Origin of the sequence: Sphingobium algorifonticola (assembly GCF_004005485.1) — a bacterium.
GTDB classification, from domain to species: Bacteria; Pseudomonadota; Alphaproteobacteria; order Sphingomonadales; family Sphingomonadaceae; genus Sphingobium; species Sphingobium algorifonticola.
In genome coordinates, this window is the sequence record NZ_RZUL01000002.1 from 563,215 (window position 1) to 576,699 (window position 13,485).

12 protein-coding genes are annotated in these 13,485 nt (G+C 64.7%); 9 read left to right on the forward strand and 3 right to left on the reverse strand.

Going from position 1 to position 13,485, the window contains the following annotated elements:
- The first annotated feature begins 29 nt into the window (after positions 1-29).
- The 4 genes from queA to tgt all read left to right on the forward strand — a co-directional run bounded on the left by queA (position 30) and on the right by tgt (position 5,658).
- A complete protein-coding gene (queA, locus tag ENE74_RS07790; protein WP_127690301.1) occupies positions 30-1,058 on the forward strand; it encodes a tRNA preQ1(34) S-adenosylmethionine ribosyltransferase-isomerase QueA in 1,029 nt (342 codons plus the stop codon).
- A 63-nt stretch (positions 1,059-1,121) separates the two neighbouring features.
- Positions 1,122-2,312 carry a cytochrome P450 gene (locus ENE74_RS07795; RefSeq protein ID WP_127690302.1) on the forward strand — a complete coding sequence of 397 codons (1,191 nt, stop codon included), beginning with the start codon at positions 1,122-1,124 and terminating at the stop codon, positions 2,310-2,312.
- 172 nt (positions 2,313-2,484) lie between these two features.
- Positions 2,485-4,494 (forward strand): putative bifunctional diguanylate cyclase/phosphodiesterase, encoded by a 2,010-nt coding sequence (locus ENE74_RS07800; RefSeq protein WP_241241883.1) that lies wholly within the window; start codon positions 2,485-2,487, stop codon positions 4,492-4,494.
- 33 nt (positions 4,495-4,527) lie between these two features.
- Complete coding sequence (gene tgt / locus ENE74_RS07805) at positions 4,528-5,658, forward strand: tRNA guanosine(34) transglycosylase Tgt (RefSeq protein ID WP_127690303.1); 1,131 nt, start codon at positions 4,528-4,530, stop codon at positions 5,656-5,658.
- On the opposite strand, the gene ENE74_RS07810 is transcribed toward tgt, so the two are convergent.
- Positions 5,655-7,190, reverse strand: coding sequence for a sensor histidine kinase (locus ENE74_RS07810; protein ID WP_127690616.1), 1,536 nt, complete (start codon positions 7,188-7,190; stop codon positions 5,655-5,657). The genes tgt and ENE74_RS07810 overlap by 4 nt on opposite strands.
- Before the next feature lie 89 nt (positions 7,191-7,279).
- On the reverse strand, positions 7,280-7,627 hold the full coding sequence (locus ENE74_RS18485) for a NepR family anti-sigma factor (RefSeq protein ID WP_127690304.1): 348 nt from the start codon (positions 7,625-7,627) through the stop codon (positions 7,280-7,282).
- 256 nt (positions 7,628-7,883) lie between these two features.
- Here ENE74_RS18485 and ENE74_RS07820 point away from each other — a divergent pair, with 256 nt between their 5' ends.
- The 3 genes from ENE74_RS07820 (at position 7,884) to ENE74_RS07825 (ending at position 9,701) form a co-directional block, all read left to right on the forward strand.
- Positions 7,884-8,678: a response regulator gene (locus ENE74_RS07820; protein WP_127690305.1), complete on the forward strand. Its 795-nt coding sequence runs from the start codon at positions 7,884-7,886 to the stop codon at positions 8,676-8,678.
- Positions 8,679-8,797: 119 nt separating this feature from the next.
- Entirely contained in the window at positions 8,798-8,929 is a 132-nt protein-coding gene (locus ENE74_RS18655; RefSeq protein WP_277601362.1) for a hypothetical protein, read from the forward strand.
- Between the two features lie 115 nt (positions 8,930-9,044).
- Positions 9,045-9,701, forward strand: coding sequence for a sigma-70 family RNA polymerase sigma factor (locus ENE74_RS07825; RefSeq protein ID WP_127690306.1), 657 nt, complete (start codon positions 9,045-9,047; stop codon positions 9,699-9,701).
- A gap of 29 nt (positions 9,702-9,730) precedes the next feature.
- Here the strand turns inward: ENE74_RS07825 and ENE74_RS07830 are convergent, their stop codons facing one another.
- On the reverse strand, positions 9,731-9,916 hold the full coding sequence (locus ENE74_RS07830) for a hypothetical protein (RefSeq protein WP_164847408.1): 186 nt from the start codon (positions 9,914-9,916) through the stop codon (positions 9,731-9,733).
- Between the two features lie 144 nt (positions 9,917-10,060).
- On the opposite strand from ENE74_RS07830, the gene ENE74_RS07835 reads away from it, so the two are divergent.
- On the forward strand, positions 10,061-12,763 hold the full coding sequence (locus ENE74_RS07835) for a bifunctional [glutamine synthetase] adenylyltransferase/[glutamine synthetase]-adenylyl-L-tyrosine phosphorylase (RefSeq protein ID WP_127690617.1): 2,703 nt from the start codon (positions 10,061-10,063) through the stop codon (positions 12,761-12,763).
- Positions 12,763-13,224 (forward strand): thioredoxin-dependent thiol peroxidase, encoded by a 462-nt coding sequence (gene bcp / locus ENE74_RS07840; protein WP_127690618.1) that lies wholly within the window; start codon positions 12,763-12,765, stop codon positions 13,222-13,224. Before ENE74_RS07835 ends, bcp begins: the two co-directional genes overlap by 1 nt.
- Positions 13,225-13,485: the final 261 nt, after the last annotated feature.

Here is a 13,485-nt window from a genome sequence, read left to right on the forward strand (position 1 = left end):
GGGGGGGTATCGCAGGGGGATCAGGGCCAGTGCGCGTCGATCTGTTCGATTTCGATTTGCCGCCGGAGCGCATCGCCTTGCGCCCCGCCGTGCCGCGCGATGCGGCGCGCATGCTGGTAGCTGAAGGCCCGACGGGTCTATCCGACCGGATCGTGTCCGACCTGCCGCAGATCCTGCGGCCGGGGGACTGCTTGGTGTTCAACGATACCCGCGTTATTCCTGCGCAGCTTGAGGGAACACGGGGGCAGGCGCGCATCGGCGCGACGCTGCATAAGCGGCTCGGCCTGCGAAGCTGGCAGGCGTTCGTACGCAACGGCAAGCGCGTGCGCGCGGGCGACCGGATCGATTTTGGCGGCGGGGTGACGGCGATTGCCGGACCGAAGGATGCCGATGGCGCGATCGCGCTCGATTTCGAAGGGGACGAGCCGGTCGAACTGCTGCTCGAACGCGCGGGGCAGATGCCGCTGCCCCCCTATATCGCCGCGAAACGCCCCACCGACGCGCGCGACGCGCAGGATTATCAGACGATGTTCGCGCGGGAGGATGGGGCTGTCGCCGCGCCCACCGCGGCGCTGCATTTCACCCCTGCGCTCGTCGATGCGCTCGCGGTGCGCGGCGTGCTGACGCAGACGCTGACGCTGCATGTCGGCGCGGGCACCTTCCTGCCGGTGAAGGCGCAGGATACGCAGGACCACCATATGCATGCCGAATGGGGCCGGATCGAGCCGCAGGCCGCCGACCGGCTGAACGCCGTGCGCGCTGCCGGGGGGCGGATCATCGCCGTCGGCACGACCAGCCTGCGCCTGCTGGAAAGCGCGACCGGGGAGGATGGCATCATCCGCCCCTTCGCCGATGAAACGCGGATTTTCATCACGCCGGGCTACCGCTTCCGCGCGATCGACGGGCTTATGACCAATTTCCACCTGCCGCGCTCTACCCTGTTCATGCTGGTCAGTGCGCTGATGGGCCGGGAACGGATGCAGGCAGCCTATGCTCATGCGATCGCACAGGGCTACCGTTTCTATTCCTACGGGGATTCCAGTCTGCTCCTGCCATAAAGCGCAGTTGTGGCGGGCTGGCGCGCGCCTACCCTTCCCGCATAACCGAAAGGGGAGGCATGCATGATACCCGCCCATGTTCCGGCAAACCGGGTCGTCGATTTCGACATCTTCAATCCGCCGGGGGTGGAGCGCGACTATTTCGCCGCGTGGAAGACGTTGCTGGATGGGCCGGGACTGGTGTGGAGTACGGCCAATGGCGGCCACTGGATCGGTGCGCGCGGCGATGTCGTGCGCACGCTCTGGGCCGATGCCACGCGGCTGTCCAACGAATGCCTGGCGGTCACGCCCGGCCTTGGTGAAGTCATGCAGTTCATTCCGCTCCAGCAGGACGGCGCGGAGCACAAGGCGTTCCGCATGGCCGTAATGAAGGGGCTGGCGTCCCGCTTCGTCGTCGCGCTGGAGCCGAAGGTCGCGGAAAGCGCGCGGGCGCTGATCGATCAGTTGCGGCCGCGCGGACGGTGCGATTTTGTCGCGGATTTCGCGGAAATCCTGCCGCTCAACGTCTTTCTGTCGCTGATCGACGTGCCGCTGGAGGACCGCCCGCGGCTGCGCGAGCTGGGTGTGCAACTGACCCGGCCCGATGGCTCGATGACCGTCGAGGGGCTGAAGCAGGCGGCGGACGATTATCTCTGGCCGTTCATCGAGCGGCGAATGGCAGAGCCGGGCGACGATCTGTTCAGCCGCATTCTCGCCGAGCCGGTGGGGGGCCGCGCATGGACGGTGGATGAGGCGCGGCGGATGTGCCGCAACCTCCTGTTCGGTGGGCTGGACACGGTTGCCGCGATGTTCGGCATGGTCGCCCTGCATCTGGCCCGCCATCCGCAGGACCAGCGCCTGCTGCGGGAGCGCCCGGACCTGATCCCGGCAGCAGCAGACGAGCTGATGCGACGCTATCCGACCGTATCCGTCAGCCGCAATGCCGTGGCCGATGTGGAGATTGACGGCGTGACCATCCGCACCGGCGATCTCGTCTATCTGCCGAGCGTGCTGCACAATCTCGACCCTGCCTGTTTCGACGCGCCCGAGGATGTGGCGTTCGACCGCGACCTGACCCCCATCCGTCATACCACCATGGGCGCGGGCGCGCATCGGTGCGTCGGTGCGGGTCTGGCGCGGATGGAAGTCATCGTGCTGCTGCGCGAATGGCTTTCAAGGATGCCCGACATTGCGCTCGACCCCGCAGAGCCGGTGCGGATGAAGGGCGGCAATGTGGGTGCCTGCATCGCTCTACCGCTCGTCTGGACGCCCTGATCGCACCGATATGTCCTGTGGTGGCGCGGGCCGATCGACGATCTGTCGCGCCTGTGGCGAAACGGACGCACTGCCTTGGAAAGTCGTATATTTTTCAGTCGAAACGGTGGTGTCGTTAACGGGTTCATAACTCCGATCGGGGCATCAGGATCGCGAGCGGAGTGCCCGGTTCTTGAAAGACCTGATCGAGCGATGGATAGCGCGCGTATGGCGCGAAAACGGCGATGATGCCGCCGCCAGGCGGAGCCTTGCCGAATCGCTGTATGCCTCGCCGCTGGCGCTTGTCATCGGTGGCATCATCGCACTGGCCATCGGTCTGCTGATCGTTGCGCGCACGGGCGATCCTGTCATTCTGCGCATAACGGTTGCCCAGGGCCTTGCCGCCGTCATCCGCTTTGGCTGCGCCTTCGCCGCCGACCATGTCACCGACCGTCCCGAAGCAAGCCGCCGCCGCGCGTGGGTGATGGGGTTCGAAGCCGCATCATGGGGCCATGGCCTGCTGATCGGTGCCCTGGCCAGCGCCACGATCCTGCGCAGCAATGACGCCAGCCTGCATATGCTGGCGGCGACGCTCGCCGCGACCTATGGTGCGGCGGCTGCGGGGCGCAATGCGGGGCGGGTTCAGGTCGCGATCGGCCAGAGCCTGTTGATGGTTTTGCCGCCTGCGGTAGCCTTGCTGGTGCATGGAGGCCTGCCCTATCAGTTGCTGGGGGCAGTGATGATCCTGATGCTGGTCGGCATGGCCGAAATCAGTTTCAAGACACATCAGATCGTGGCCGATGCGTTGCGGGGCAAGCAGGAAAAGTCGCAGCTTGCCATGAAATATGAGCGGCTGGCGCGCTTCGACAGCTTGACCGGGGTTGAAAACCGCATGGCGATGCAAATGCGCCTGCGAGACCTATTCGAGAAGAACCGCCGCACCCATAATGCCGTCGCAATCCTCTGGATGGACCTCGACCGGTTCAAGGAAATCAACGATTCGCTCGGGCATATGGTTGGCGACCACTTGCTGTGCGTGGTGGCCGAAAAGCTGGCGGAGGCGTTGGACGGTCGCGGCCATGTCGCGCGCTTTGGCGGCGACGAGTTCATTCTCATTTGCCCCGGCGCGGACCGCGCGGCAGCGCAGGCGATCGCCGCCGACGTTGTCGACTATTTCCGCCACAGCTTCGACATTGCCGGGCACAGCCTGGCGGTCACCGCGTCGATCGGTATTGCCGTAGCGCCGCAGGATGGGCGCGATGTCGACGAGTTGATGCAGCATGCCGACATGGCGCTGTATCAGGCGAAAGGCACCGGGCGAAACCGCGCGGTCAGCTTCACCTGGTCGATGAAGGAACGGTTCAACCGGCTGCACGAGATAGAGACGGGCCTGCGCCGCGCGATTGCCGACCGGGAGCTGTCGCTGCATTTCCAGCCCGTGTTCAATCTGGCGTCGGGTCAGGTCGTCGGCTGCGAGGCGTTGTTGCGATGGATGCACCCCACGCTGGGATCCGTGCCGCCGCAGGAGTTCATTCCGATTGCCGAGAATATCGGCATCATTGCCGAAATCAGCGACTGGGTGCTTGGAGAGGCATGCGCGGCGGCGACCGACTGGCCGGGTGACCTGCGCGTGGCCGTGAACATTTCCCCGCAACTGCTGCGCAGCGCCGAATTGCCGCAGATGGTCGTCAGCCATCTGATGCGCGCCGGCTTGCCTGCCCGGCGGCTCGAACTGGAAGTCACCGAAAATGTCTTTCTGGACGATCAGGCGCATACCAGCGCGATGCTGCTGGAACTGCGCAAGATCGGCCTGCGCCTGACACTCGACGATTTCGGCACCGGCTATTCCTCGCTCAGCTATCTGAGCGCCTATGCGTTCGACACGATCAAGGTCGACCAGAGCTTCATGCACAATGTCCGCAGAAGCCCCGAAAGCCAGGCCGTAGTGCGCGCCATTGCCTTTCTGGCGGCCGAACTGGGCATGGACACCGTGGCCGAGGGCATCGAAACCGACGAGCAGCAGGATTATGCGTCCGCAGCGGGGTTCACGGACGCGCAGGGCTTTCTGCTGTGCCAGCCACAGGCGCGCCCGGCGATCGCGGCGCTGCTGGCGGGCGGCATCGACATTGGCACGATGCGCGCCAGACGGGCCAGGCGCCGCGCGGGTGCCGGGCCTGCGGCACCCGTTGCCGCACGGGGCTGACAAAAGGCCTCCAAAGCGCCTAAGGGCGCAGACATGACCAGACCACGCTTTTCCTTCTCGATCGCCGCGACCGACGGCAAGGCGCGCACCGGCACGCTTGCCATGCGGCGCGGCGACATCCGCACGCCCGCCTTCATGCCGGTCGGCACCGCCGCGACGGTGAAGGCGATGCGCCCCGCCGAAGTGCGGACCGCAGGCGCGGACATCATTCTGGGCAATACCTATCACCTCATGCTGCGACCCGGTGCGGAGCGGATGGCGCGGCTGGGCGGGCTGCATGATTTCATGGGCTGGGATCGCCCGATCCTGACCGACAGCGGCGGCTATCAGGTGATGAGCCTTTCCGCGCTGACGAAGATGAGCGAGGAAGGCGTCGCCTTTTCCAGCCATATCGACGGGTCAAAGCATATGCTCAGCGCGGAACGGTCGATGGAGATCCAGCGGCTGCTGGGCAGCGACATCGTGATGGCGTTCGACGAGTGCACGAAGAACGGCGCGACCCGTGATGAAGCGGCGCTGTCCATGGAACGCTCGATGCGCTGGGCGCGGCGATCGCGCGACGGTTTCGATGCAGGCGCCGATCATGCGGAACGCTCGGCGCTGTTCGGCATTCAGCAAGGTGCGCTGGACGAGGACTTGCGGCTGCGATCAGCACAGATGCTGACCGAAATCGGGTTCGATGGCTATGCCGTCGGTGGTCTGGCGGTGGGCGAGGGGCAGGAAGCGATGTTCGCGACGCTCGATTTTGCGCCGAACCAGTTACCTGCCGACCGGCCGCGCTATCTGATGGGTGTGGGCAAGCCCGATGATATCGTGGGCGCGGTGGAGCGCGGGATCGACATGTTCGATTGCGTGCTGCCGACACGATCGGGCCGCAACGGGCAGGCGTTCACCTGGGCCGGGCCGCTCAATATTCGCAACGCACGCTTCGCGGAGGACCGGGCACCGCTCGATCCGCGCTGCCCCTGCCCCGTCTGTACGACATGGAGCCGCGCCTATCTGCACCATCTGGTGAAAGCAGGGGAAATGCTGGGCGCTATGCTGATGACGCAGCACAATATCCATTTCTATCAGGCGCTGATGCAGACGATGCGCGATGCGATTGGCGAAGGGCGCTTTGCGGCGTTCGTCCGCGCGTTCAGGGCGGATTATCGCAGGGCTTAGCCGCCCTTGAGCGCCGATCCGTCAAGCACCGGCACGGCAATGGCGAAACGCCCTTCGGCTTCATCGCGCACCAGCGGCGCGCGCAGCTGGCGCGAAAGGCCGGTCAGGACCCGATCGAAACGGCCCACCAGCCTTTCCTGCAAGACCGGCGTCGTGCGCAGCGCGGCCGACGTCACCATCACTTGCGCGCGTGCGCCATCCGCATCCGACACCGGAAGAATGCTGATCTGGATCATCGTCGCCGGATCGCACAGCATCGCCAGTTCCACCAGCTCGGTGACCAGAAACGCGATCGGCACGGCGACATCCTGCGTCACGTACAGGTCGGCGCTTTCGACCTGAATCGCCAGCCGCGCGCCGTTGTCCGGGGCGGAGGCGCGCAGGCTTGCGGAAAGCTCGCCCACCAGCGCCCGGATGCCGACGCCGCGATTTTCCTCTAGCTCGGCATAATGGTTCCGGTGGACGACCGACAGCGCGTCGACCCGGCGCTGGATGGAGCCATAGGCTTCCGCAGCTTCCACCGTCTCGGCGGACCGACTGTGCAAGTTGATCAGACTGGCGATGATCTGGAGGTTGTTCTTGACGCGATGATGCACCTCCCGCGTCAGCTTGCGCTGGCGGGCCAGCCCTTCAGCCATTTCCGCCTCATGGGTTGCGACATCTTCGCTGATTTCCCGGAATGTCTCGCCCAGATCGACGATTTCCTGCGCCGGCGTGCGTACCGGCTGGAGCGGTTGCAACGGCACGCCCGGCTGATAGGCGGCAACGGTACGGCGCAACAGCACCAAGGGTCTGATAAGGAGGCGATTGACGACAAACCAGCCAATGGCCGCTGCCGCAAACCACATTACCAGCGGCAGGAACAGCGAGAGGCTGCGCGCCAGCGTCTGCGGCGGGGTACGCACGATCAGATTGAGCGTCACGTCGCTGCCTTCGATCGGCGCTGTGACCTGGTCTATTCGTCCGCCTGCGGCAAAAGGCTTTCCATGTTCCAGCGTCAGGGACCGATTGCCCTGCCGCAACACCACGCGATGGCTGGCCATTGCGGTCGCCGGATCGGTCACCCTGTCGAGATAATCGCGCCCGTAAAATGCCAGGGCGACCATCTGCCGATCATCGCTTGGCGTTCGCGCGAGCAGCATGCTGCTGTCGGGGAGCAGTTCAAGGGTTTTGCTTTCGAACCGTCCCGATGGCGCAAACCGGTTCGTCGCACCGTCACCGGTGCTGCACTTCACCCGTCCGGCGCGGTCGTAGATCGCAAAATGCGTATCCTGCGACGTGCGGGAACGGATGAAGCTGTCAAGCCTGGCGCACTGCTGCGGATCGGCGAGGCCGCGCGCGAAGGCGTTGGTTGCAATTCGCAGCGCCGTCTGGTCCGACTGTATTTCTGCGGAGAGCTTGCGCGCGCTCTGCATCGCAGCAATTTCCAGCAATGATTGCCGTTCGGTATCCGCGGTGCGTATTGCCTGTAGCGATGCGAACAGCGCGACCAGGCCAAGGGGAAGAAGTGCGAGCGTCAGAATGAAGAACATCTTGACGCCGGTCGAGCGCAGGGGTTGTGGTACTGTTATGGTCCGGGCCGGGGACAAGGCCTTGTCACGATCGTCCACATCGGTGCCGTTCAGTCCAGCTTGTTAAGCAGGTCGAGCATTTCCGCAGGAATATCCTCCTGCACGGCGCTTTGATAGACCGAGCGAAGAACATTGCCGACATGCCCGTCGCCACCGCGGCGGCTCGCAGTTTTCCGTGACTTCCCAGAGGGCACCGACGGCTGCGTAGCAACCCCGTCGGGCATGGCCGAATGACCCGCGCCGACGGCTGCATCGGAGGACGCGCCAGCATCCGGTAGCATGTCGGAAGAACCCAAAACTCGCCCCTTTACACCAATCTTCATTCTTCTGCCCGCCCGAAAGGTTTCTTCAGGCGACCGCAGCAGAAAATGCTTCAGCACGCCGGATGTGACCTTCAAGCCTCTCGATAACGGGCTACCGGATGTCTCGAAACAAAAAACCGAACGGCTGTGAAACAAATTGCCGTCTGGTTGGTTCCCGCAGCACGATATTTTTTACCTCGGTTCCTCGCCGCTTGGCGAGGCGTGGTAGAGCAGGGCGGGAAAAGCGTTCAGGGGCGGGGGGTTGCCAACAGGCAATGCGACATCCATCCTTAAGCGACAACCGGCTTGTCTCGCACCGCGCAGCGACCGGCCTCAGGGAGATTGTTCATCTATGTCGCTTGGCCAGCAATTGCATCCGCATCTTCCGTTCGTGCGGCGTTATGCCCGTGCGCTGACGGGTAGCCAGGCGCATGGCGACGCCTATGTTCGCGCGACACTGGAAGCGATCGTCGCGGCGCCGGAGGAGTTTCCGCGCGACGTCGACCCTCGTCTCGGGCTGTACCGGACCTTCCATGCGATCTGGTCGTCCTCGCATCTCGATGATGCCGACGACGATGGCGATCATTCCGATCATGAGGCGATCGCGCGGGCGCGTCTCTCGCGCATCACGCCCTTGTCGCGTCAGGCGCTGCTACTGACCGCGATGGAAGGTTTCACGACGGACGATGCCGCCTATCTGATCGATGTATCGGCCGACGACGTCGATCGGCTGGTTGCCGAGGCGCTGGGCGAGATCGAAGCGCAGACCCGAACCCGTGTCCTCATCATCGAGGACGAGCCGATCATCGCAATGGACATCGAGACGATCGTGCGTGACCTGGGCCATGACGTCACCGCCATCGCCGTGACGCGCGACGAAGCGGTGCGCGAGGCGATGGCCGAACGACCCGGGCTGGTGCTGGCCGATATCCAGCTTGCAGACGATTCGAGCGGCATTGATGCGGTCAAGGACATATTGGCCGAGTTTTCCGTGCCGGTCATCTTCATCACGGCCTTCCCCGAACGTCTGCTGACGGGGGAACGGCCTGAACCGACGTTCCTTATCACCAAGCCGTTTCAACGGGCTACGGTGAAGGCGGCCATCGCGCAGGCACTGTTCTTCGACGAGGCGACTGCACCCGCCTGATCGTGCGGAATGCGTAAGTTCCGTCATATATCTGTCGTGGGATCGCAGGATTATGCCGCCAACAGGGAACATCGTCTGACGACAGGGGTTGTTGATGCGTAACGATTGGGAGAGTCGCCATGGCGGACGAAGAACATATCGCCACGGACAAGGCCCGCGCCGGCACAACGCCGCATATCGTGCGCTACGTCCTGTTCATATCGCTCGCACTGGTTGTCGTCGGCATGGCTTTCCTGCTGCTGGTGGAATAAGCCTGTCGTCGTCCCCTGCGTTGTCCCGACTTCAATCTGGATATGATCCCTTGATTCTTGCCGCTATTTCATCCTCTAGCCGCCTCCGCTCAATACGCTTCGTGGCGAACCGGTCATGACGGTGGCTGCACCTGCTGCGATCACCGTTGGGGACAGCCTTGCCGACGCAATCGTCGCGCCTGAGGCACGCGAGCCTCTGTCCGACAGTGATTTCAAGGCCCAGTTGGGAGCCGTCATTCCGCATCTGCGCGCATTTGGCCGCTCATTATCGGGCAACCGGGATCTTGCCGACGATCTGGTACAGGAAACGTTGCTGAAGGCGTGGGCGGCGCGCGCGCGCTTCCAGGCGGGCACGAACATGCGCGCGTGGACATTCATCATCCTGCGCAACCACTATCTCTCACAGATGCGCCGCTCGCGCTTTCGCGGCGAGTGGGATGATCTGACGGCGGACCGCCTGCTTGCGGCCCCCGCCGGGCAGGATAAGCATATAGAACTGGCCGATATGCAGCGCGCGCTGCTCCAACTCCCACAACCGCAGCGCGAGGCATTGATCCTGGTGGGTGCGGGTGGGTTCGCCTATGAAGAGGCGGCGGAAATCTGCGGCGTTGCCGTCGGCACGATCAAGAGCCGCGTGGCGCGTGGGCGTGCAGCTCTCGAGCAACTGATGGACGGCGGCGAAGTGACCAGCCGTCGCGATCAGGTCATCACGGCAAACGGGGTTCTTGACGAAATCATGGGCGAAGTCGACAAATTGAGCCAAGGTCGCTGATTGCGAAAAGTAAGCGGTTCGGACGCCTTTTACCTTGCATCCAGCCGCGCAAGCAGTGCAAGCATATCCTCCGGCACCGTCGCCGGGCCAACGTCGAAGCTGCGGTTCAGCGCCTTTGCCACACCGTCGCGCGCCGATGGGGCCTGCACGAAGATATGCCCGGCCGTCTGCCGGTGATCGGTGCGGTTGCCGCCTGAAGATGCCTGTTCGACCATAGTTTTGATAACGGACGGGGCAGGCAAAGGTTGCGCGGTCATTTCCGTTCACTGTAAGCGATACGGTGAACCGTTCGATCCACAGGCATTTGCATGGCAGACGAGAACCGGCGCGAGAATACCGACCGGCCGGATGCGGCACCGATGGAGGCAATGGCGGAAGCGCTGGCGCGGGGGCAGGCGCATGCGCCGTTTCTTGCGCGGCAGATGATCGCTTATCCGCGCCTTGTCGTCACGCTGCAACGGGGTGACGTGGATGCGGCGCTGAGCCAAGCACTTGCCGCAGGACAAGGCACGGACAGCGTGGCGCAAGGTCTGCGCCGGGTGCGGGGGGGCCTGGCACTGGTAACGGCGATTGCCGACCTTGCCGGTCTCTGGTCGCTCGATCGGGTCACGGCAGTCCTTTCTGATTTTGCCGACTTTGCGCTGGAATCCGCCATCGCGGCAGCCTTCGCGGAGCGGTATCCCGATGCGCCCGTGCGCGGCCTGACGGTCGTGGCGCTCGGCAAGCATGGCAGTCGCGAACTCAATTACAGCTCGGACATCGACCCGATTGTGCTGTTCGATCCCGACACGCTGCCGCACAGCGCGCGCGAGGAACCGGTCGAGGCGGCCGTGCGCCTGACACGACGCATCTGCGACCTTCTGAGCGCACGGGATGCCGATGGCTATGTGTTCCGGGTCGATCTGCGCCTGCGGCCGTCGCCGGAAGTCACCCCGGTTGCCTTGCCGGTCAATGCGGCGATCAGCTATTATGAATCGGTGGCGCTGGGCTGGGAACAGGCCGCGTTCATCCGCGCGCGCGTTGCGGCCGGGGACCGTGCGCTGGGAGACGGGTTTCTCAGCGCGATCCGTCCGTTTCTGTGGCGTCGCTCGCTTGATTTCGGGGCGATCGACGCCATCACCGACATTTCCCGCCGTATTCGCGATCATTATGCGCAGGGGCAGGCGTTCGGCCCGGGCTATGATCTGAAACGCGGGCGCGGTGGCATTCGCGAGGTCGAGTTCTTCGCGCAGGTGCATCAGCTGATTCACGGCGGGCGCGACCCGTCGCTGCGCCCCGGCGCAACACGGGCAGCCGTGCGCGCGCTGGGCGCGGCGGGTACGATCGCGCCGGAGGTCGCCGCGCATCTGGATGACGCCTATGTGCTGCTGAGGACCATCGAACACCGGTTGCAGATGGTCGATGACCGGCAAACGCATGCGCTGCCACAGCAGCCTGCGGCGCTGGACAACGTGGCGCGGCTGCATGGCCTCGCCGACGGCGCGGCGTTGCTGGCCCTGCTGGGCCCGGCAGTGACTTGGGTCGGGAACAATTACGACCGGCTGGTGCGCGCGGACTCTGTGGAGCATCTGTCGCATGAGCCGGACGGGCTGGCGGCGCAACTGATCGCAATGGGCTTTGGCGATGCGCAGGTGCCGCTGGCGCGCATCGCGCATTGGCGCGACGGATCGATTCGTGCCCTGCGCAGCCCGGCGGCACGGCAGGCGCTGGAGGATTTGCTGCCCGCATTGATGCGTGCGCTGGCACAGGCACCCGACCCGGCGACCGCGCTCAACCGGCTGGACGACATGATCGGCCGCCTGCCGAGCGCCATCAACTTCTTCAAGCTGCTCGCCGCGCGCCCCGCGCTGGTGCAGCTGCTTGCCGAGATATTGAGCCATGCGCCGACATTGGCCGATGCGCTGGGTAAGCGCGCCGAACTGCTCGACGGGCTGATTGACGCCAGCGCCTTCGATCCGCCGCCCGCCGTGCCGGTGCTGATCGACCAGATCGGCCGACTGGAACCGGGCGAGGATTACCAGACGTTGCTAGACCGGGTCCGCGCGCGGGTGGGCGACCGGCGCTTTGCGCTGGGCGCGCAGATCGTGCGGGGCACCGCGGATCCGCTCGACGTGGCGCAAGGCTATTCCCGCGTCGCCGAAGCGGCGATCGATGTCCTGACCCGCGCCACCGTCGCCGCCTTTGAAGAGGCGCATGGACGCGTGCCGGGCGGCGAACTGGTGATCCTGGCGCTCGGGCGGCTGGGCGGCGGGGCGCTGACTCATGCGTCCGACCTCGATCTCATCTATCTTTTCACCGGCGATTTCGCGGCGGAATCGGATGGTGCCAAACCGCTCGGCGCGACGCTGTATTTCAACCGTCTGGCCCAACGCGTCACCAATGCGCTGACGGTGCAGACCGGATCGGGGCCGCTCTACGACGTGGATACCCGTCTGCGGCCGTCCGGCGCGCAAGGTTTGCTCGCCGTCAGCTTCGACAGCTTCGCCCGCTATCAGCGCGAGGCCGCCTGGGCGTGGGAGCATCTCGCGCTGACCCGCGCACGGCCGGTGTTCGGATCGGCACCGGCGCGCACGGCGTTGCAGGCGATCATCGCCGACACGCTGGCGATGCCGCGCGACATGCAGGCGCTGGCGCGCGCCGCGATCGGCATGCGCGGCGACATCGCAACGCACAAGCCGCCCGCGGGGCCGCTGGATGTCAAGCTGGTGCCCGGCGGTCTCGTCGATCTCGAGTTTCTGGTCCATGTCACCCAGTTTCTGACGCGCAGCGGCTTTGATCCGTCGATCCGCGCGGCGCTCACGCAGTTGATCGCGGCTGGCCATCTGCCGGAGCCGCTGTTGCCCGCGCATGATCTCGTGACGCGCTTTCTGGTCGTCTCGCGCCTCGTTTCCCCGCGTTCGACCGAGCCGCCGGAAGCGACCCGTCCGCTGGTCGCCCGTGCCTGCGGCGTGGCGGACTGGCAGGCACTGCTTGCAAGCTACGCTGCGGCGCGGCAGGATATCAGCAACGGCTGGAACGCGCTGGTCGCGCGGTTCGCGGCAACCGACAGGGAAGGTGCATGATGCTGAACGAAGGCGACACGATTCCGGCGGCGGCTCTGGAAGACAGCAGCGGCAAGCCTTTCACGCTGGCGGACTTCGGCGGTAAGCCGCTGGTCGTCTATTTCTATCCCAAGGCCGACACGCCCGGCTGCACCAGTGAAGCGCAGGCGTTTACGGCGCTGGCCGATGCTTTTGCGGCCGTCGGCGTGACGATTATCGGTGTTTCGAAGGACAAGCCCGCCAAGCTGAAGAAGTTTGCCGACAAATATGGTCTGAAGGTGCTGCTGGCCTCGGACGAACAAGGCGGCGTGTGCGAAGCGTTCGGCACATGGGTGGAAAAATCCATGTATGGCCGCAGCTATATGGGCATCGAACGGGCGACCTTCCTGATCGGCCCGGACGGCACCATAATTCGCGTATGGCCCAAGGTGAAAGTGAAGGGCCATGCTGAAGAGGTTTTGGCCGCGGTGCAGGCACTCTGACCTTATCGATGGGTTCGAATCACGGCAGTTCCCCGCCCGGTCAAGCGATCCGTCCTGACGACGAGCCGATTGCCTGTCTGTGCGCGCCGTCACAGACGACGGCCGCAAATGGCCGATTTTCGCCATTTGTTCATCCACCGTTCAACGACTCAACGCATCGACGGGCCGGTTGAACGCGGTTAACGGCGCGTTGGGTTGCTTAATGTGGCGCGATCGGCAGACAAGACTGCGGGGGCAGGTGATACTGCCAAAAAAACACAG

What these genes read in the sequence shown, in the direction of transcription:
- tgt (WP_127690303.1), top strand. Translation starts at nt 4,528, where the DNA reads ATGACCAGACCACGCTTTTCCTTCTCGATCGCCGCGACCGACGGCAAG.
- ENE74_RS07820 (WP_127690305.1), top strand. Translation starts at nt 7,884, where the DNA reads ATGTCGCTTGGCCAGCAATTGCATCCGCATCTTCCGTTCGTGCGGCGT.
- bcp (WP_127690618.1), top strand. Translation starts at nt 12,763, where the DNA reads ATGCTGAACGAAGGCGACACGATTCCGGCGGCGGCTCTGGAAGACAGC.
- ENE74_RS07835 (WP_127690617.1), top strand. Translation starts at nt 10,061, where the DNA reads ATGGAGGCAATGGCGGAAGCGCTGGCGCGGGGGCAGGCGCATGCGCCG.
- ENE74_RS07830 (WP_164847408.1), bottom strand. Translation starts at nt 9,916, where the DNA reads ATGGTCGAACAGGCATCTTCAGGCGGCAACCGCACCGATCACCGGCAG.
- ENE74_RS07825 (WP_127690306.1), top strand. Translation starts at nt 9,045, where the DNA reads ATGACGGTGGCTGCACCTGCTGCGATCACCGTTGGGGACAGCCTTGCC.
- ENE74_RS18655 (WP_277601362.1), top strand. Translation starts at nt 8,798, where the DNA reads ATGGCGGACGAAGAACATATCGCCACGGACAAGGCCCGCGCCGGCACA.
- ENE74_RS07795 (WP_127690302.1), top strand. Translation starts at nt 1,122, where the DNA reads ATGATACCCGCCCATGTTCCGGCAAACCGGGTCGTCGATTTCGACATC.
- ENE74_RS07810 (WP_127690616.1), bottom strand. Translation starts at nt 7,190, where the DNA reads ATGTTCTTCATTCTGACGCTCGCACTTCTTCCCCTTGGCCTGGTCGCG.